The organism is Methylobacterium sp. BE186 (genome assembly GCF_031457035.1).
Classification (GTDB): domain Bacteria; phylum Pseudomonadota; class Alphaproteobacteria; order Rhizobiales; family Beijerinckiaceae; genus Methylobacterium; species Methylobacterium segetis.
On the sequence record NZ_JAVDVV010000002.1, the window covers coordinates 379,367 to 398,197 of the forward strand.

Consider the following 18,831-nt stretch of genomic DNA (forward strand, 5'->3'; position numbering starts at 1 on the left):
AGCTTAGCTAGCGAAGATCAGCTTGACCGGCGACCGCCGTCGGAGCCTTCGCGCCGCGCTGACGTGTTCCGGTAGCGCCTCACCGCCGCCCAAGCCTCGCGACGAAGCGCTCGGCGGTTGGGAAGATCCCGCTGACCACCCGCTCGACCTCTTCGGCTTATGAATGAACAGGCCTGAGGGGTATGTCGCGGCGGACCGCCGCAGGGTCGGCGCGTGAGGTTAACAAATCCTTTCCAGCCTGTTCACAGCGTAGAAATGAAAAGCGCCCCGGAGCATAGCCCCAGGGCGCGGACACGTTGCCTTCCGGGTTGATCGGGCCGAAAACGCTGGGCTTGTAGCGTTTTATCAGTAGCTACCGAACTTGTAGTTGAGGCCGGCGCGGACCACGGCGAACTCGTTGTCGCGACGGGATCTGACGATGGCGCCCGCCACCGAGGTGTTGTAGACCCCAACGAGCCCGCCGGCAGTGTTGAGGCCGCCGACGATCGGGAGGTTGCTGCCCCGACCTTGATCGAGGTTCACGTACAGACCTTCGACCTTGAGCGTCACCGCCGAGGCGCGGAAGAAGTTCAGCCAGCTGTCGTTCGCCAGCGCGTACTCGACGCCGCCGCCGACGGTCCAGCCGGTCAGGAAGTCGTCGCCACGAGCGACGTTGGCGAACTGGGTCAGGCGCGTGTCGCCCGAGGCGTAGGCGAAGCCGCCGGTGCCGTAGAACAACGTCCGATCCCAGGCGTAACCGATCCGGCCGCGAACGGTGCCGAAGAAGTCGAGCGTGCTGAGCACGCCGTTCACCGGGACGAAGTTCGGGTTGATCGTGCCGATCGGCGCGGTCGTGACGAAGCGGTTGTTGCGGCTGGCGCCGAAGTCGAGGTACTGGGCGTCAGCCTCGATGCCGATCACGAAGCCGGAGCCGGGCGTGAACTGGTAGTTGTAGCCGATCTGACCACCGCCCGAGAAGCCGTCACGCTCCGAGTTGCGGTAGGCAAGGGTGGCGCCGAGCGGCAGGATGGAGGTGGTGACCGGCGCGCCGCCGGGACCCGTCAGCGTGACCGGGTTGGTCAGCGTCTGGGTGAAGCCATTGGCGGTGTTGCTGCTGACGTCGAAGGCGTAACCGGCGTTGAAACCGGCGTAGAAGCCCGTCCAGGTGAACACCGGAACCGGCGTGAACACCGGCGGGGGTGTCGGACGCGGCAGGTCAGCGGCCGAGGCGGCGCCGGTCAGCAGGGCGGTAGCCGTGCTGGCGAGAAGAAGTTTTCTGATCATCTGGTCCTTGGTCCCCTCTGTCTGGAGAGAAAGTCAAGGAGAGCGCCTGTTACTGCGGGTGCATAGTGCAGCGGCACAACACCTAGCCGATGGCTGAGTGGGAAGCTGTGCTCCGCTCGCCCGAGGCCGCATTTTGGCCTTAGATGTGGCGCCGGAGCCACATTGAACCGTCAGCTTCTGGACAGAAAAGCCCCGCGAGCCGAGGGCTGGCGGGGCGGAGGTGGATTGTAGTCATTTCCCAGGACCAGCCAGGAAAGCTCGCGGTTCAATGGAGCCGTTCGGGGCGGCACTTGCAAGGTGCCTGAACTCTGGAGGCATCAGATATCCGGGAGCGATGCAGCTGAGCCACACCCGACACAGCCGAGGGGCACGGACGATCGGCGGCAGATCGTTCCTGAACAACACGCTGACCCACGCTCCATAACGCCTCATCCGGGAGCGGCCCTACGGCTCGGGTACGAGAAGGGCATGCCCGAACCGTGCCGACGCGGGCGCATAGCTCTGCGGGCAGAGAGAGCCCCGCTGCGCCAAGGGGGTGGGGCGAGCGGGGCTAAGGGAAGGTTGAGTCGAGGGCTGGGGTCCCCCACGGCCAAGCTTCGCACGAACCGGAGCGTAGCGGCACCTCTGACAGCCGATCTGTCGGAAACCGCACGGCTGCGCTCGAGCCGAGCAAAGAAACACCCCAGCCGAAGCCAGGGCAGCTGCTCTCGTAAGTGTGCCTCAAACCAGGTCTCGCGGGCAGCTTTTACGTCCGCTTGTTCCTGCACTGTTGCGTGCGTCGCCTGTTCGAGCCCCGGCCAGAGGAGATCTTACGCAACGGCGGCAAGCGCCGTTTTCTCAGTCGCAGGGCCGGGCAGCAACGTCGCCGGCTCCGCCCAGCGGCCCTCGTCGATCTCCGCGATCCGGCTATCAAGCTCGCGGATGACGTGGCGTGAGAACGGGTAGAGATGCAGATAGACGACCATGTTCATGATCACGAGGTCGAGCGCGCGCGGATTGTGCCGCGCAATGTCGAGGAACGCGGCGCAGAAGTGACGCGCCAGTTCCGGCCGCTTCACCGTCATGCGCCAGCAGGTACGCCCAAGCAGGCGCAGATCTCGTAGCACCGCCTGCCATCGCGGCTTGGTTCCGAAGGTTGGCCGGTCCAACATCCGTCCGAGCGCGCGGACCCGCCGGAAGAAGGCCGAGGGCTCGTAGATCTGCAGCAGGACCTGGCGATAGTCAGCCAAGATCTCCCGGCGCGGGCGCAGCGTGACGAAGTTCAGCCCGCCCGTGCACTGATCGCCGACCTCGGCTGGCGTGAGATTGTAGCCCTCAAACAACCGCCCCTCTCGGGTCAGGCGCCGCATCAACTGGGTGTTCGGCAAGGCATGCAACAAGCCGACCATGGCGACCGGAATCCTTGTTGCATCGATGCAGTCCACCATGGCGCCGGCCATGCTTCCGCGCTCGGTGTCGAACCCGACGATGAAGCCGGCGGTCACGAACATTCCAGCCTTGTAGATGCGGGCGACGCTCTCGGCGATGCTGCGGCGGGTATTCTGCTTCTTCTGCGTCGCGACCAGCGTTGCCTCGTCAGAACTCTCGATCCCGACAAAGACAACGAAGAAGTTGGCCTCTCGCATCATCTGGAGGAGTTCGGCGTCGTCGGCCAAGTTGAGCGAGGCCTCGGTCGAGAACCGGAACGGATACCCGTTGCGCTCCTGCCAGACCTTGAGCTCGGGTAGAAAGCGTTTGATCGCCTTCTTGTTGCCGATCAGGTTCTCGTCGACGAAATCGACATGGCCGCGGTAGCCGAGTGCTAACAGCCGGTCGAGCTCGGCCAGCATCTGCGCGTTGCTCTTGGTGCGCGGCACTCGACCATAAAGCTCGATGATGTCGCAGAACTCGCAGGTGAAGGGGCAGCCGCGCGAGAATTGAACGCCGACATAGAGGCAGTGGTTGAAGTCGAGCAGATCGAAGCGCGGGATCGGGCTCCTTGTCACGTCCGCCTGGAACTTCGGTGCCTCGAAGCGGCCGCTGCGCGCGCCCGCATTCCAAGCCTCGACGAAGCTGTCGATGATGCCCTCGGCCTCGCCCAGAACGCGGAAATCGGCGTGCGCGTAGACGTCGGGGTTCGAGGTTGGGTCGGGCACACCCACGCAGACAGGTTTGCCCTCCGCTCGGCACATCGCCATCACCGCGAGGGTGTCGATCTGCTGGGGCGGCATGCCGCCGGTCAGGACGAGTTCGGCCCAGGCGATGTCGGCATCTGTAAGGTCCTCAGCATTGCGGTTGACGAGCCTGAGGTCCCAGCTGCTCGGCAGGAGCGCGGCGAGGGTGATCAGGCCGAGCGGTGGTGCCGGGCAGCGCGCGCCGAACAGCTCGCAGGCTTCCTTGAAGCTCCAGAAGGAATTGTGATTGAAGCGCGGGAAGACCAGCAGCACGCGAGGACTTGATCGGCTCACCCCTGACATGCCCCCTCCTGCAGCTATTCTCGTCTGCGGCGGCTTCTGCGCCGCACGTCCGAGCGCTCGACCTTGCTCTCGGCCCAACGCGGCTTTTTGGAGGTGCACATCGCTGCCGCACCCGACAGTGCGGAGCCGATCGAGATTGAATACTCATTGGGCCGTCGGGCGCAGAAAATGCGGTCAGCCGAGTGAACAAAATGCAAGCGAAGGAAATGTACGGTTCCTGTCGCAGTTGACATATTTCGTGCGACTCACCTTCTGTGTTGTTTGCGTTACAGGATGGCTCTGAGACGCGTGTTATAGATCGCCGGCATGAAGGTTTTTCTTGTCGCAATTGGCAGCCACGGCGATGTTCTTCCATTCATCGTGCTCGCGGCCGAGCTGAAACGCCGCGGCCGAACGGTCGCACTCGCAGCTCCCGCGCCATTCGCTGCCATGGCGGCTCGCGCTGGGGTTGCCTTCGAGGCCCTCGGTACATGCGAGGATTTCGACCGCTTCGCGGACGAGCCGGATCTCTGGCGCCCCTGGCGCGGCGTTGAGGTTGCATTTCGCTTCATCTCGTCTCTGACGGAGCCCACCTACCGCTGGCTTGCCGCAAATTGGCGGCCCGGCGAGAGCGTCGTCATCGGGTCGACCCTCAGCCTCGGCGCGCGGGTCGCACAGGACAAGCTCGGGCTGCCGCTGGTGACAGTCCACGTCATGCCAGTGCTGGTGGAAAGCCGCCATGCTCCACCGGTGCTGCTCGGCCTGCCGCTGCCCGCCTATCTACCCAATCAGCTGCGGCACTGGATTGGGCGCGGCGCAGACAAGTACGTCATCGGTCCCGCGGCGCTGCCCGCCTTGAACAGGTTCCGCGGCACCCTTGGCCTGCCGCCTGTGCGCCGGCTACGCCACTGGTGGAACAGCCCGCAGCGGGTGCTGCTCACCTTCGCTGATTGGTACGCTCCACCCCAGCCCGATTGGCCGGCCCAGGCCGTACAGGTCGGCTTCCCGCTCGCCGACCGCTTCGGAGATGCCGACGATCTCAGCCCGGACCTCGCCGCTTTCCTCGATGCGGGCGAACCGCCGCTCGCCTTCACCTACGGCTCGGCCATGCGCCGGGGCCGCGCATTCTTCGAGACCGCCGTGCGGACATGTGCGCGCCTGGGCCGGCGCGGCATCCTCCTTGCTCCGCAGAGCGGGCAAGTGCCGAGTGAGTTGCCAACGCAGGTCTTGCACGTGTCGTATGCGCCGTTCAGTCAGCTGCTGCCGCGCTGCAGGGCCGTTATTCATCACGGTGGAATCGGCACGGTCGCGCAGGCGCTGGCTGCCGGCATCCCGCAGCTCATTGTACCGGTCGCCGTCGACCATTTCGATGAAGCGCAACGCTTGAGGCGACTCGGCCTTGGTTCAGCTCTCAACCATCGCCACTTCACGCCGTCCCGAGCGGCTGCGGAGATCCGCCGGCTGTTGAGCACGCCCGAGATCCTGCAGGCCTGTGCGGCGGCGAGAGCGAGAATGATGGATTCGAACGGCCTGCCAGCCGCATGCGACACCATCGAGTCACTCCAGGCGGTTGCGGCATGAGATGGGATAGGATCGCCAAGCGGCAGATGGCAGGGGCGATTTACACGAGCTGCAGGAGGCAATGTTGATGACACACCGTCCGCGCTGCCCCAGAGCAGGTGCATATACGATGGCTGCGCGGATGAGCTTAGCGGCTGCATTTTTCGCCGCGCTCCTGTGCGTGCGTGGTGAAGCGGTGGCAGCGCAGTGCGGTGACACAGCTGCAGGCTTCGAGGCGTGGAAGAAGGAATTCGCCGACGAGGCACGGGGGCGGGTCAGCGCGTCGAGTCTCGCAGCGCTCATGGCTACATCGTACTCGACGGCCACCATCACGGCAGACCGCGGACAGAGGAGCTTCCGCCTGTCGCTGGATCAATTTCTAGCAAAGCGCGGCGGTTCGGTTATTGCGGCGCGCGGGCGTACGCTCAAGCGCTCCAATGCGGCGCTACTCGCATCGATCGAGCAACGCTACGGCGTTCCACCGGGGCCGCTCATGGCCATTTGGGGCATGGAAACGGGCTTCGGTGCATCGCGCGGCAACGTGAACACGCTGTCAGCCGTGGCGACGCTCGCCTATGATTGCCGCCGCTCAGCCTATTTCACCGATCAGCTCTACGCTGCCCTGACACTGATTGATCGCGGGGTCTTCTCACCGAGCACGCTCGGCTCCATGCACGGCGAGGTTGGCCACACCCAATTCCTTCCCAGGAATGTCTTGAACTACGGAACGGACGGGAATCTCGACAACTCAGCCAACGCACTCAGTGCGACAGCAAATTTCCTCAAAGCGCACGGTTGGCGTGCCGGGGCGGGTTACCAGCCTGGAGAGGCCAATTTTGGAGCTCTCCAAGCCTGGAACGCGGCGTCTGTCTATCAGCAGGCCATTGCGCTGATCGGCCGGCAGATTGACGAGGAATAGCGGCCTCTGCAGAACCTCGGCAGACGCCAGCCGAAGATGGCCATGAAGCTGGCCGGTGTTAAGAGCCTTGCTGGCCGGATACATGGGTTACTACTGGTCTGAGTTAGAAATGTGAGTGCATTTGCGAGCAGGGGTCGCAGACTAACGCCCACCTGCGAAGCTCCTCGCCGATGAGCTGTTAAGGAGCACCCGAGTGAACCCTGGATCTTCTAGGGGCTCAGCATCGTGTGCTCGTCGTCCAGCGGGAGCGACCAGACTAGGGTGTGAACCGAACCAAGCTATTGCGGCGTTTGTGGTTTCATGATTCAGGGCCGCCGTTTGCAGCGTGGAGGCGGCGATGGCGGACCTGTTCTGGCTCTCGGATGAGCAGTGGGCGGTGATGGCCCCGTTCATGCCCAAGGATCAGCCCGGACCGGAGCGTAAGGACGACCGGCAGATCATCTCCGGCATCCTGCATGTGCTCACCTCGGGCTGCCGCTGGCGTGACTGCCCTTCCGCGTATGGGCCTCGCACGACCGTCTACAACCGCTTCAACCGCTGGTCCCGGCGTGGCTTCTGGAAGGCGATGTTGGCGGCCCTGGCCAAGGCCGGCTGGTCGGGCGAGGCGGCTGCCATCGACAGTACCTACGTGCGCGCGCATCGCTCGGCGCACGGCGGGAAAGGGGGGCGACGGCCCAGGCCATCGGCCCGTCGCGCGGCGGCCAGACGACCAAGGTCCACGCGCTCACCGATGTCCTCGGCCGGCCCGGCGTGTTCCTGCTGACGCCCGGCAACGCCAGCGATGTTACCGCCGCTCCGGCCGTCCTGGCCGAGGCGCCCGGCCGGATCCGCCGCCTGAGCGCCGACAAGGGCTACGACGCCGATTGGCTACGGGCTGACCTACGCAGAAGCGGCATCACGCCGATCATCCCGGGCAAGCGCGGCCGCAAGAGAAGGATCCGCCACGACAAGCAGCGCTATCGGGAGCGCTGGCGCATCGAGGCGACGTTCAACCGCCTCAAGGACTTCCGCCGCATCGCCACCCGATACGGCAAGCTTGCCCGCAACTACGCCTCAGCCGTCGCCCTGGCTGCCGTCATCGCCTTCTGGTGCTGATCGAGTCCAAGCCCTAGAGCCCCGCGCTCGTCCGTGAGCCAGGCCAGGTTGGCCCCGTCGCTGATCAGGAAGTCGTCGTCGGCCAGGGCCGCGCTCACGGCCGCGGAGGCGGTGGCGGCCTCAATGGGGTGTACCGCCGTGACGTGGTCGGTGACGAGGCCGTTCGGCTCGCGCCAGCCGCGGTGCAGCCAGAACCGGCTCATCGGGAATCCCGCCGCTCGGGCTGCTCGCACGTCTGCTCGATCACGTTCCTCTCTCCTCCCGCGCCGGAAATCCCTCTCTGCTGGCGAGGGCGGTCACGACTTCGTCCGCATGATTTGAAGCTGCGCTCGGCGGGCGCGCAGCGCTGCGAGATGGGTCTTGATGTTCTGCAACATGCCCCTGGCTCCGGTCGCACACTGCCCGTTCTCGTTCAGCTGCTCGATCCGCGCGACCTGCCCGGCGTGGCGCTTCTCGCCCTCCGCGATGAGGCGGTCGAGGGCATCCAACTGATCGTAGATCGATCGCGTCACGCCTCGCTCCGCACGGCCTGTCTCCCGATACCCGTTTCTATCCAGGGTCAGCAGGAGTGCGAAAGCGGCAAGCGCCGGGTTCGTGCAAAGCGCTTTATGGAGCAGACTGGCTCCCGCTCAAGCTTGAGCAAGGGGAACGCTACGGCGTCCGATGCAGGTGGGCACAGATGCTCAGCCGCTGAGCGTTCGCGTTGATGTCGCCAGCGGACGCGAGGCCGCAACGAGCTCGCGCTCACTCACCTCGTGCGTGCCCGCCTCAACGCCCTTGATCCGATAGCGCGGCACACCGCCCTGATCGGGCAGCACACTCACGATCTCGTAGATGCTGTTTCGCGCTGGCGCACCGATCTGGCCTAGGCGCCGCACGAGTTGGCCAAGTTGGAACCGGCAGTGCGACAGCATCGCCTCCCCAAGTCACTGAGACGGATCGCAGTTTATGCATTCTCTCCTGCAACGTCTCCTCCGAGTGCTGATCGTACACGCGCAGCTTAGGCCGGAGCGGAATGCTGAGCATGAGGCCGTGCGATGTACGCAGCTTAGGCGTTAAGGAGCCGCCCGGCTCATCTAGGCGGGAGGCCACATCTTCGACCTCGATGGCATTGATCCGGCGTGAAACTGCGGCGTCATTGACTTCCAGCGGTTACTGAGCCGCAAGGTCATGCAGCATGTGGCAGAGCTGATGTATTCGGTCGTGTGCGTTGCGTTAGGTCAACCAAAGCTTCGCAGGGCGGCCAACTTAGACATACGCCAATTGGATTAGCGCCGAATTTCTCTTGGTATTAGGTCCGCGTCTGCCGACGAACCTCGACAGCAGCGCTGTAGTTGCCACAAAGAAATAAATTCATACTATTCTCAGTTGAGGCCGATGCTGAGTCGTTCCGCGATCTCTGGTGCCGTGCTCACTCACCCTGAAGGGATTGGTCATGCGCAACTTCCTGATCGCTTCGACCGCCGCTCTCGCTCTGGGCATACTCGTCGTCCCACCGGCAGAGGCACAACGCTTCGGCGGCTATCGCGGAGGCGGCTTCGGCGGAGGATTCGGCGGCTATCGCGGAGGTGGTTTCGGCTATCGCGGTGGCGCGGTTGGTTGGCGCGGCGGCTATGGCGGCTGGCGCGGTGGCGCAGTTGGCTGGCGAGGCGGCTACGGCAGCTATGGCTATCGCGGTGCCGGGCTCGCGGCAGGTGCGGTGGGCTTCGCGACGGGAGCGGCCCTGGCGAGCAGCTATGGTGGCTATGGTTACGGTGGCTACGGCTACGGCTATCCCGCCGCCTACGGTTACAGCTACCCGTCCTATTACGGCTACGGTTGCGACGGCTACTAGCGGATAAGCGAACAGCGCTGGCGGACCACCAGCGCTTTTCATCAAAGGAAATTCTACTCTGTTACTCGTCGTTCGATTCGGCGGGAGCGCTGCGTAGCGCACGCGGCCCATGGCGGAACGAGCAAGGAGCAGCGTCCCGAGGGGGAGTTCCCAGAGGTCCGGCGCAGTCCCGGCGACTTCCTGTTCGCTGGATCTGACCTCGAGCGCTTCGTTCCGCCTAAGATCCAGCGCATCTTGTCGTTCGCACCAGGCGTGTGGACGTTATGGAGCCATCTGGTTCGCTAAAGTGCTCCGCGCAGGCTGCGGTAGGCCGCAGCGCTGCTCCGGACCAAGCGGCTGTAGCCGTAAAAATTGATGCGACCAGTCAGCGCCATCTCGGTACCTATCTGCAAGGTCCTCGACGCCAGGAATTCTGCCGGAGACATGGAGAGTTGGCGATCTCGCCGGCGGCAAGGGTACAGTCGCGAACGCTCAAGCTTGTGGGCTAGGTTTAAAAGCGGAATGGCCGCTGTGGCACACCCCAACGGACAAGATGAGACATGCGCGAGATGCATGCTCGTTCCAGTGGGGTCTTGAGGTCGACCAAGTCCGCATTGCCAGTCGCAGGAGCACCTTCTTGCAACGGGGTCACGCCAATCTGGAGCGTTCTGCTAGAGGCTCTGCTAGAGCAAGCGATATTGAAACGGTCGAAAATCATTCTGATCTGCCGGGCAGCCGTCCCAATCGATCAAGCTGCCTTGTTTTTTCCTTGGTATGTTGTGGTGAGCCGCGATCCGGTGTGGCTCTCGAAGTGCTTGCCCATCAGCCTGTTTCCTGACGAGGCGTGGGGTGACGGCTGGACTGCTGGTCATGGTGAGGGCTCGCTGAGGTGAAATGAAAAAGGCCCTCGTGAACAACGGCTAAGGTTAGCGCGTTGTCATGCTAGGGCCCACCCTGAGGTTGCCGCCATGTTCCGCCATGTTGTGGTTCTCGTGCTCCTTGCTATGCCAGGAGCTGTCTCTGCGCGCCCTGCTCAGGCTCCACCGAAGGTCGCCAAAGTGGTAGCCGCTGCCGCGCCCGCACCCGTCTGTGTGCCTGTGCGGAAGAAGTCCTTTGATCACGCGGAAGGCTGGTCAGTGAGGACGGTTTCGCTCGCCTGCAAGGCAGTGACAGCCGTGATCAGCCGACCAGGGAATAAGAGCTTCACGAGCTTGCAGGCGAAGGCGATCAGCAAAACCAAGTAGTGCCTCCACGTGACAGTCACCTGGCACGAACCACAATGGCACCTCCGCGAGAGGTGCGCTGATTGGACTGGGGCACGCAGTCGATCAAAGGAGACTTTGAGGTTACTGTCCGAGCAGACTTCCGTAACTGTTCTCAGGACTGAACTGGCCGGCTGCCGCGGTCAAGGCCCCGCCTCATACTCGCGCCGCACCTCGGCCAGCTCCCTCGTGCGCTCCTCAACCTTCCTGAGGACGCACTGGTCGGATAGCGGATGCCACATCGTACCCTCAAAGACGCTCATGTAAAGGTCGCACTGGGATGTGCTGTACCTTCGCCACGCCTCCTGGGCGGACCCGACATCCTTCTGCTTGTCGGTTGGGACCGCCTTGAGAAACCGCTGGTACTCTCGGTCCAGCTCCTTCTGAGCCTTAGCGATCTGGCTGATCCAGCAGGCTCTCGTATCAGCGGTTGTTCGCACCTTCTCGGCACAGGCGACGGCCTCTTTGGCGAAGGCGCTCTGCTGCTCCTTGAATGCATTTGATCCACGCGCTTGCGCCTGAGGTTCGTTGACGGCGAGCGATACCAGCTCAAGGCCTGCGATCAGGGCAGCTAAAGGTGTCCATCGTGGCGCTACTGACATCGCAAACCTCATGCCGACCGCTACAGCACGCGCTTCACCTATATCGCTGACCACTCGCTGCCGCGTGCTTCTTGACGTTCCGCACGGTCGATTCAGCCGCGAGATTGCAAAACGTGCCAGAGCCCTGCGCCTGAAGGTTGTTTCTCCCCGAGCCCAAGACGTTCTGCGCCTAGGGAGGCCCAGGCTGCGGCCTCAGTGCTTGGCGTCGGTCGGATTACCGTTGATGCCGGCGGGGCCCACATGCGGCGCGGTGGGTGCCTCCCCGTCGAAGATGCGTTTGATGACCTGGGCGACGCTGGCGCCCACCTCCGGCGGCTGGATCGACTTAGCTCGCTCAACGGCCTCGATCATCAGGGTGTCGTGGTCCACGAGGCCGAGACGCTCCAGCTCGTGCAGCAGAAGCGCGTTCATCACCAATCCCGCGATGGCCTGATGTGCCGTAGCCGTCAGGGCCTTTCCGGTCTGCGCGGAAGTCTGCGCTTGCTTCAGAGCCAGCTCGGTAAGCTGCTCGTTGGTGAAGCAGTCGTCCGTTTTGCTCATGGCAGACCTGCTTAGCAGAGTCACTTGAACCTCAGATGCAACGACCTGCAGCGGATCCGGGATTGACCAGCTACAGATCGCATAGGGCCAATCCGGGAGGCGGCCACAGGAATGATACGAGTTCCTATCTTTTTGGGTATGCGACGTAGAAGATGCCGATCACGTCCTTCTTCAGGGTGCGGATCGGCTCGTAGCGGGTGGTGTAAGTTCTGCCCTGAATGTCGGCCTCACCGGAATAGGCATAGCCCTTCGCGATGGCTGCCATGGCCGGCCCCTGCGGATCCTGAATGGGGCTGCCGGATCGTGAACCATCGGCCCTCTTGACGCTTGTCGCGACGAGGACGAACGCGCCGCTGCTCTTCACGAACAGGGCCGCGGTTCCGCCCAGCTCCGTCTGCACGTCGTCCACGGACGGGAAGGTGCCGTGCATCCTGGTCTCTCCGACGTAGAGATCCGGAACGGGCCTCCCGGCCACGACATATTCGCCTTTCAGCTCGGGAGAGCCCAGCTCGGCAGCCTTCGATTTGAGGCGCTGCAACGCATGTCGCGCGACGAGGCTCGGCGGATCGCCATCCGGATCGCAGACATCCCGGATATGCAGATCGCCATGATGGAGCTGAAGAACGAGCGCGATGAGTCGTCTACTAGCGCTCGAGCGATCGCCGCGTCTCGTCGGATCAAGCAGAGCACGCGGAACCTGCAAGAATGGAACTGCACTGTCGGTCCACCGGGCCGAGACAAGGCATAGGAGATGACAATGCCCTATCTGAGGCTTGCAGGGCTCTCCATCGCTGCGGCGCTTGCGCTCGGTCTGAGCAGCGGCGCAAACGCGGCACCATTGACCTCTTTTCGCCCCGCAGTTGAAGCGTCTGGTGTTGCCTCCGAGCTCGTCGTCAAGACGCAGACCCACGGGATGGATCGTCGGGGAGACCGAAGGACCGATCGGCAGGACCGCAGGAACGACCGGCGCCGCTGATACCGGCCGTTGAACTGCGAAAGCGCGCCGCCGCACACGATCACCGAACGTGTGCGGGGGAGAGGTTCGCACGCAGGCGACGTCGCGCGGCTGTTCGTCCTCTTCCGGCTTGGCGGCAAGGCGCCGGAGGACGATGACCATGAAGCAGCCGCCGACGCTGACGGAAGAGCTTCGCCAGTACCTTCACGCCGCGGTGACCCGGCAGCGCTGCAAAGTCGAGAAGGTGGCGCGCCTGAGACTGGTGAACCGCCGCACCCTGAGCCGTCAGCTGAGAGCCGAAGGCACCAGCTTCAAGCAGCTCAGCAACGAGGCGCAGTTCCGGGTGGCCAAGCACCTCCTGGCTGACACCTGCATGGCCATAGGGCGCATCTCGGTGGCTCTGGGCTTCTCCGAGCCTGCTGCCTTCACGCATGCCTTCCGCCGCTGGTCGGGCATGACGCCCAGCGTGTGGCGGCAGGTGCACCGACTGGAGACCAAGCGCGACGAGAACCACGACGATCCTCGCCCACGCGGGAGCAAGCGCTGAAGCCGGACCTGACGTTCCAGGAGGGCTTGGCCTGGTGAGCCCCCGATGCGCAGTCCGGGTATTCTGGAGGCCAAATTCGCGTCATGACAGCCAAGCCCGGTCCTCCAACACGGCGTCCGGCAGATGCGAAAACTCTAGCCTCTGGCGAGCCGTCTCCAGATCTAGTTTTGAGCCCCCTACAACTGACGGCCTCGCCTTCGACCTCGATCAGGTTTTGCTGTAGGAATTTGAAACCAGGAAACTCACTGGTTTCGGTCAACTGGGCAGGGCCATGGCAGCGAAAATAGACAATCTCCTGCCGCTCTCGGCCGAGCCACCGTCGAACAATCAACGATTGTTTTTACGATATTTTACGGGGGTATTGATTGATCTCGTGGTATTAAACCTCTTCGTGGAATATTCTGGGAAAGTATTTATTAGTTCGTTCAGTATTTCCTTGTTAGCTGCCATTCTATTGCAGTTATTGCTGAAACTGACCATCGCAGTTGAGCATTGGGTGGCGGGCTTTTTCCATGAAAGGCCCGGCGCGCCCATGAAATTTCTGCGCTTCTTCTTTGCTTGGCTGGTGTTGTTCGGATCCAAGTTTGTGATCTTGGAAGCTCTTTCCCAGGTGTTCGGGGACAACGTCCGTTTCCAAGGTGCTTTCCACGGAATAGTGACGCTGATTGCTGTCGTCGTCACGATGCTCGTAGCCGAAGAGGCGATTGTGCGACTCTACCGGAAGCTCAATTGAGAGATCGGCCTAGCCATGGTTCAGGTGTCAAATAGCCGAGAGAGCGACAGCTTCGCGCCTGACTCACCACCGCAAAAGCGAAGCCGCACAAAAAACCCGGTGCGCCGCGTCACTCTGGTGGTCGTCGCGCTCGGCGTTGCTCTCTTCGCCTACGGTATCGCCAGTGATCGCGAGACGCCTTACACCTCACAGGGGCTCGTCCAGGCCTACCTGGTGCGGATTGCCCCAGAAGTCGCGGGCAAGGTGACCCAGGTCGGCGTCCGCACCGACCAGCGCGTGGAGGCCGGCACAGTCCTCTTCCGCATCGATCCGGATCAATACGCGCTCGCCGTTCGGCGCGCCGAGGCGAAGCTCGAAGCCGCCGGGCAATCTATCGGTGCCTCGACGGCGGCCGTCGCATCAGCACAGGCGAAGCTCGCTGAGGCGGTCTCCCATCGGGAGAATGTGCGCGAGCAGTCGGGGCGCGTCTTCGAGCTGGTCAAGAAGGGCGTCTATGCCCAAGCCCGTCAGCAGCAGGCGCAGACGGCGCTCGATTCCGCCGAGGCGCTCGTGTCCCAGGCTGAAGCCGAGGTCGAGAAGGCCCAGCAAACCCTCGGGCCGCAGGGTAAGGACAACCCGCAGATCCGGGAGGCCATGGGCGCGCTGGAGCAGGCGAACTTCGACCTCACACGCACCACGGTCGTTGCCCCCTCCGACGGCGGCGTCACCAATCTCTCGCTTGCGGTCGGTCAGGTGCTCGGCAAGGGCGAGGCCGCCATGACCTACATCGACCTGCGCGAGGTTTGGATCGAGGCTGCCTTCCGGGAGAACAGCCTGGAGATCATCGCGGTCGGCAATCCTGTCGAGATCGTTCTCGACCTTCTCCCGGGCCGGGTGATCCGGGGACAGGTCGCTTCCATCGGCTATGGCGTCGGGAACCGCAGCGTCGATGCGCGCACCGGCTTGCCCAGTCCACACAGCCAGAGCGGCTGGATCAGAACGCCCCAATCCATGCCGGTGCGGATCGAGTTCGACAAGGAGACTCGTCCCCTGCAGCTGCGGGTCGGCTCGCAAGCCAGCGTGATGGTCTATCCCGGCGACAGCCCCGTGATGAACGCCATTGGGCGGTTCCGGATGCGGCTCATGGCGCTCCTGACCTATGTCCACTGATCTGACAAGCGACCTAGAGCCTATCGGGGTGCGCCGCGCAGCGCTCCGTCTCGCCATCGGCGTAACCGCCTGCTTCACGCTGGTCGAGGCGCTCGGTTTGGACGCGACGTTCGTGGCGCCGATGCTGACGGCGCAGCTGCTCACGAAGCTGCGCCAGCCCCTGAGCCTGAGCCAGGGCCTCTCCATCGTCGTCCTGATTGGATTGTCGACGGGAGTGGTCCTCGCGATCACGACGTCACTCCTCAGCCACCCCGCTGTCCTGATCCTCAGCCTCGCACTGCTGCTCTACCTGTCGTTCTACGCCCACCTGAGGGGCGCACCGAACCTCGTGACGCTCCTCGTCCAGATCTCAGCCGTCTCCTTGCCGGTCCTCGCCGTCGCCTCGCCCGCCGCAGCCGTGGGATTTGCTGGTGTGCTCATCTTTGCCGGCTTCGTGGCGGTGCTGACGGCCTGGGCCGCGTTCGCAGCGTTCCCCGCAGACGCGGCTGATACCGCACCTCAGGCGTCGGCAGGCGCCTCGGAAGCTCCTAGCCCGCCTGAGGCGGCACGGGAGGCGCTCCTGAACACGCTCGTCCTGCTGCCGGTCCTGATCGGGTTCGTCCTCGTCGAGACGGAACTCGCCGTCGTCGTGCTGATCGTGATCGTGAACCTGCTCCGTCAGCACGATCCCCAGCAGGGGCAGCGCGCGGCGTTGGGCCTGATCCTCGGCAACCTCATCGGTGGGTTGGCGGCGGCGGCGGCCTACAGCTTGGTCCTGCTGAACGAGACCCTCCCATTCTTCGTCGCGGTGTGTCTCGCGGCGACCCTCACCTTCGCGGGTCGCATCGCAACCGCCGGCCAGCGTGCGCCGATCTACGTCATCGCTCTCGCAACCTTTATCCTCCTGCTGGGCCTCGGGATGACACCGTTGCCGGGCGGTAGCGGCGAGGCCTTCCTCACGCGGCTCGCCAACGTCCTGTTGGCCTCCTCCTATGCCGTTGGGGCGGTCTCGGTCCTGGAGTTCTGGCGCGTCCGACCAACCCACGACACGCCCATCGGGCCCAGCGCGCGATGAGGCCCTTCCTCAAGATCGTTATGGTCGTGGGGGTCCTCTTCGCGGGGATGGCGGCCACTGCCTACACCCTGACGCGCCATCCCTGGCTCATCTCGGCCAAATACACTCTGACCTTGGCAACCGGCCCAATTGGAAGCGACGGGCAGAAGGTGCTCGCCGCCTTCATCCGCGATCTGTCCGCCGAGCATCCCCTCGTCCGCTTGGTCCCCGTCCCGACAGACAATTTGTCCGAAAGCGGAAAGGCGCTCACGGAAGGCCGGGTCGACCTCGCCGTCGTGAGAAGCGACGCTGAGGCGGCTGCGAACGGACGGACGATCTTCGTGCTTCGGCAAGACGGGATCGCGGTCATTCTGCCACCGGAAGCAAAGATCGAAAACGTCAGTGAGCTCGCGGGCAAGAAGCTAGCCGTGGCGAGAGGGGCCGATCCCGGTCTGCTCAAGGCTTTCACGGAGTTCTATGGCCTGCGCGACGCCGATCTCATCGAGATGCCGGCGGCGGAATTTGGACCCATGCTGAAGGCGAAGCGCGTCGTTGCCGCCATCGTCTCCGGCCCGCTCGGTCCAGGGTCGATCACGGATGCCTTCGCCGGCATCCGAAAGAGCTTCAAGGCGAAGCCGTCCTACCTCGACATCCCGGAAGCGGATGCCATTGTCGCCCGCACACCTTCCTACTCGTCGGTCGAGATCAAGCAGGGCACCTATGGGGGAACGCCGAGCGAACCCGACGAGAGCATCCACACCTTCGCGGTCCGCACCCTGCTGGTCTCGCGCGCCTCGCTGCCGGACCGCGTGGCTGGCGAGATCACGCGGCTCATGTTGACGACGAAGGCGAAGCTGGTCGCCACGCTGCCAGCGGCGGGACAGATGGAGGCGCCCGAGACCGAGCGGTCCTTGCTGCTGCCTGTGCATCCTGGAACGCTCGCCTATCTGAACGGAGAACAGGAGAGCCTGCTGGACCAGACGGTCAACTACTACTGGCTGGCCGTCATGGTATTCGCCGTTCTAACACCCATTGCGGGCTGGATTGCCTCCAGACGTCGGCTGCGCCGCAGCCGCCAGGATCGGGCGAAGCTGCTTCGCTTGGTCGAGCTCGTCAGGCTGGCTAAGGTGGGTTCAGCGGCACAGCTCGCCACCGCCGACGAGGAGCTCGAAGGCATGTTGGAATGGCTGTTCGAGCGGCTTGCCGCAGGCGAAATCGAGCGCGACCACTTCCTATTTTTCGAGCGGATGATCGCAGGATTGCGTGGGACCATCGAGAAGCGCCTCGGCGATCTTGCCGCGCTCGAGGCACCTCCGAAGTCTAATCTCACATCACCGCATGATCTCGGTGTTCTCGGTACTGCGCCGCGTCAGGTTAGATGACGGGAGGGGGATACCGATCCAATAGGGCTTGCCTGGGCGGAACATTCCAGACCCACTGAACGCTGAACTCTGCCTTAAAGCTTGGGTGCGAGACGGCTCTGCCGGGCGAAGCTCTCGTGCCAGCGGACGGCTGTCGCCGGGCTGACGCCGAAGTGTTTGGCGGCCTGGCGGCGCGAAGCGCCGCGTTCGATCGCGGCGATGACCCGTTTGCGCAGATCGGCAGACAAAGCTGACGGAATGGCGGCCCTCCTGCGAGAGCCGCCCATCGAATAACATCCTGACCAAGCCAGCGGCCCAGCCCGACTCGGTTCGCTCGGATCTTGCTCTAGCGCCGAATTTTTCTGGTTTTAAACCCGCGTCTGCCGACGAAGCCCGATTGCAGCGTTGTATTTGCCAGAAATAAATAACGGTATACAGTTCTCAGTTGAGGTGGATGCTGGGTCGTTCCGCGATCTCTGGAGCCGTGCTCACTCACCATAAAGGGATTGGTCATGCGCAACTTCCTGATCGCTTCGGCCGCCGCTCTCGCCCTGGGCGTACTCGTCGTCGCGCCTGCAGAGGCACAGCTGCGATAAAGCGAACACTCAGCCATTCTTGCGTCGCCGCTTCCGCGGCTTGATCTCATTGCCTCCTATTGCCGCCCGGCAGGCTGGGCTCAGCCTCTGTCTCTTGCTTAAGAGGCAAGTTTTTACTCGGCCAGCGTCGGGGATGAAGTCACCGCAGAAACTCATGGCGTCCGGCGTGCAAGCCTGTCGCTGCTCCGGGGTTCCCTGTCCAAGAGCAGGTGTCGAGGCTGCGAGCGCGGAGATCGCCAGGCAGGCAAAGAAGGTCCTCACGCCCATGGCTCGTCTCTCCCTCGCCACCCCGATGCCAGCTTAGCAGTAAACGTCGGGAGTTGAAGCAAGAATGCTGAGCCGTCCGGGAAGACTTCCGTGGGTATGGAGGAGGTGGCTCACCTCGCTGACGCTGATCGTACAGATTACCTCGGTCGCGCTCTGATCTTGTGAGATCAGCGCATCGGCCTGCCGCAGCATGTCAACGATCTCCTCAGGCTTGGATCGCTTCGTGATCCCGTCCGTCCACCTGGCTCAGAAGCCATACCAAAGGGCGACCACTTCAACGGCGATGTATCACCCCCGTGAGCACAGTGTCCTTCCGGTCACGGTTCGCGAGCATCAGCGGCCGCTTGGCCACCAAAGATTGTCTCAAGCGATTTGTAAAGGCTACGCTTGCCGTCCAGGTGAGCCGGCATTGCCGTGCCCCTGCAGCACGAGCGAGGCTGACCATGACCATTCGCGCTCTTTCTGCCTACACCGCCGCTCTGACAGTTGCGCTCACCGGTGTCGCGAGTGCACAGGGCACTACAGCCCAACAGAATGCCTGTATTCCGGACGTGATGCGGCTCTGCAGCGCCTACATTCCCGACGCCGGCCGGATTACCACGTGCCTGCGCAGTCAACCGCAGAACCTCAACACGCAATGCCGTGCTGCGGTCACACAGTCGTCCTCGCAGCGTGCAGCACGTGAACGCACGAAGACTTAA

At 63.5% G+C, this 18,831-nt stretch carries 16 protein-coding genes and 2 pseudogenes; 9 read left to right on the plus strand and 9 right to left on the minus strand.

Annotated elements, in window-relative coordinates; genetic code table 11:
* Positions 1-345: 345 nt before the first annotated feature.
* Together J2X36_RS03925 and J2X36_RS03930 are read right to left on the minus strand one after the other, a co-directional pair.
* Entirely contained in the window at positions 346-1,263 is a 918-nt protein-coding gene (locus tag J2X36_RS03925) for a porin family protein (protein ID WP_310346419.1), read from the minus strand.
* Positions 1,264-2,072: 809 nt separating this feature from the next.
* Positions 2,073-3,719: a B12-binding domain-containing radical SAM protein gene (locus J2X36_RS03930; protein WP_310346422.1), complete on the minus strand. Its 1,647-nt coding sequence runs from the start codon at positions 3,717-3,719 to the stop codon at positions 2,073-2,075.
* A gap of 306 nt (positions 3,720-4,025) precedes the next feature.
* Between J2X36_RS03930 and J2X36_RS03935 the strand changes: the two genes are divergently transcribed.
* The 3 genes and pseudogenes from J2X36_RS03935 (at position 4,026) to J2X36_RS03945 (ending at position 7,272) form a co-directional block, all read left to right on the plus strand.
* The gene (locus J2X36_RS03935; protein ID WP_310346425.1) at positions 4,026-5,279 is read left to right on the plus strand and encodes a nucleotide disphospho-sugar-binding domain-containing protein; all 1,254 of its coding nucleotides are present in this window, start codon (positions 4,026-4,028) and stop codon (positions 5,277-5,279) included.
* 121 nt (positions 5,280-5,400) lie between these two features.
* Positions 5,401-6,177, plus strand: a complete 777-nt coding sequence (locus J2X36_RS03940) for a lytic murein transglycosylase (protein ID WP_310346570.1) — start codon at positions 5,401-5,403, stop codon at positions 6,175-6,177.
* A gap of 391 nt (positions 6,178-6,568) precedes the next feature.
* Positions 6,569-7,272 (plus strand): annotated as a pseudogene (locus tag J2X36_RS03945) (IS5 family transposase).
* Here the strand turns inward: J2X36_RS03945 and J2X36_RS03950 are convergent.
* From J2X36_RS03950 to J2X36_RS03960, 3 genes are all read right to left on the minus strand, one after another.
* The gene (locus J2X36_RS03950; RefSeq protein ID WP_310346428.1) at positions 7,224-7,475 is read right to left on the minus strand and encodes a hypothetical protein; all 252 of its coding nucleotides are present in this window, start codon (positions 7,473-7,475) and stop codon (positions 7,224-7,226) included. The pseudogene J2X36_RS03945 and the gene J2X36_RS03950 overlap by 49 nt on opposite strands.
* Positions 7,476-7,568: 93 nt before the next feature.
* Positions 7,569-7,784 carry a hypothetical protein gene (locus tag J2X36_RS03955; protein WP_310346431.1) on the minus strand — a complete coding sequence of 72 codons (216 nt, stop codon included), beginning with the start codon at positions 7,782-7,784 and terminating at the stop codon, positions 7,569-7,571.
* 171 nt (positions 7,785-7,955) lie between these two features.
* The gene (locus tag J2X36_RS03960) at positions 7,956-8,186 is read right to left on the minus strand and encodes a hypothetical protein (protein ID WP_310346434.1); all 231 of its coding nucleotides are present in this window, start codon (positions 8,184-8,186) and stop codon (positions 7,956-7,958) included.
* A 521-nt stretch (positions 8,187-8,707) separates the two neighbouring features.
* On the opposite strand from J2X36_RS03960, the gene J2X36_RS03965 reads away from it, so the two are divergent.
* A complete protein-coding gene (locus tag J2X36_RS03965; RefSeq protein ID WP_310346436.1) occupies positions 8,708-9,106 on the plus strand; it encodes a hypothetical protein in 399 nt (132 codons plus the stop codon).
* A 1,384-nt stretch (positions 9,107-10,490) separates the two neighbouring features.
* Here the strand turns inward: J2X36_RS03965 and J2X36_RS03970 are convergent.
* The 3 genes from J2X36_RS03970 to J2X36_RS03980 all read right to left on the minus strand — a co-directional run bounded on the left by J2X36_RS03970 (position 10,491) and on the right by J2X36_RS03980 (position 12,606).
* Positions 10,491-11,003 carry a lysozyme inhibitor LprI family protein gene (locus J2X36_RS03970; RefSeq protein ID WP_310346439.1) on the minus strand — a complete coding sequence of 171 codons (513 nt, stop codon included), beginning with the start codon at positions 11,001-11,003 and terminating at the stop codon, positions 10,491-10,493.
* A 138-nt stretch (positions 11,004-11,141) separates the two neighbouring features.
* The gene (locus J2X36_RS03975; RefSeq protein WP_310346441.1) at positions 11,142-11,489 is read right to left on the minus strand and encodes a hypothetical protein; all 348 of its coding nucleotides are present in this window, start codon (positions 11,487-11,489) and stop codon (positions 11,142-11,144) included.
* A gap of 124 nt (positions 11,490-11,613) precedes the next feature.
* On the minus strand, positions 11,614-12,606 hold the full coding sequence (locus tag J2X36_RS03980; RefSeq protein ID WP_310346443.1) for a Cache 3/Cache 2 fusion domain-containing protein: 993 nt from the start codon (positions 12,604-12,606) through the stop codon (positions 11,614-11,616).
* Between J2X36_RS03980 and J2X36_RS03985 the strand changes: the two genes are divergently transcribed.
* The 5 genes from J2X36_RS03985 (at position 12,599) to J2X36_RS04005 (ending at position 17,288) form a co-directional block, all read left to right on the plus strand.
* Positions 12,599-12,991: a helix-turn-helix transcriptional regulator gene (locus tag J2X36_RS03985; RefSeq protein WP_310346446.1), complete on the plus strand. Its 393-nt coding sequence runs from the start codon at positions 12,599-12,601 to the stop codon at positions 12,989-12,991. The two genes, J2X36_RS03980 and J2X36_RS03985, sit on opposite strands and share 8 nt — an antisense overlap.
* A gap of 271 nt (positions 12,992-13,262) precedes the next feature.
* Positions 13,263-13,724, plus strand: coding sequence for a hypothetical protein (locus J2X36_RS03990; RefSeq protein ID WP_310346449.1), 462 nt, complete (start codon positions 13,263-13,265; stop codon positions 13,722-13,724).
* Positions 13,725-13,823: 99 nt separating this feature from the next.
* A complete protein-coding gene (locus J2X36_RS03995; RefSeq protein WP_310346452.1) occupies positions 13,824-14,873 on the plus strand; it encodes an HlyD family secretion protein in 1,050 nt (349 codons plus the stop codon).
* 28 nt (positions 14,874-14,901) lie between these two features.
* A complete protein-coding gene (locus tag J2X36_RS04000; RefSeq protein ID WP_310346456.1) occupies positions 14,902-15,927 on the plus strand; it encodes a DUF2955 domain-containing protein in 1,026 nt (341 codons plus the stop codon).
* Positions 15,924-17,288: a TAXI family TRAP transporter solute-binding subunit gene (locus tag J2X36_RS04005; protein ID WP_310346458.1), complete on the plus strand. Its 1,365-nt coding sequence runs from the start codon at positions 15,924-15,926 to the stop codon at positions 17,286-17,288. Before J2X36_RS04000 ends, J2X36_RS04005 begins: the two co-directional genes overlap by 4 nt.
* Before the next feature lie 80 nt (positions 17,289-17,368).
* Here J2X36_RS04005 and J2X36_RS04010 read toward each other — a convergent pair.
* A pseudogene (locus J2X36_RS04010) lies at positions 17,369-17,527 on the minus strand (helix-turn-helix domain-containing protein); the annotation flags it as partial.
* Positions 17,528-18,831: the final 1,304 nt, after the last annotated feature.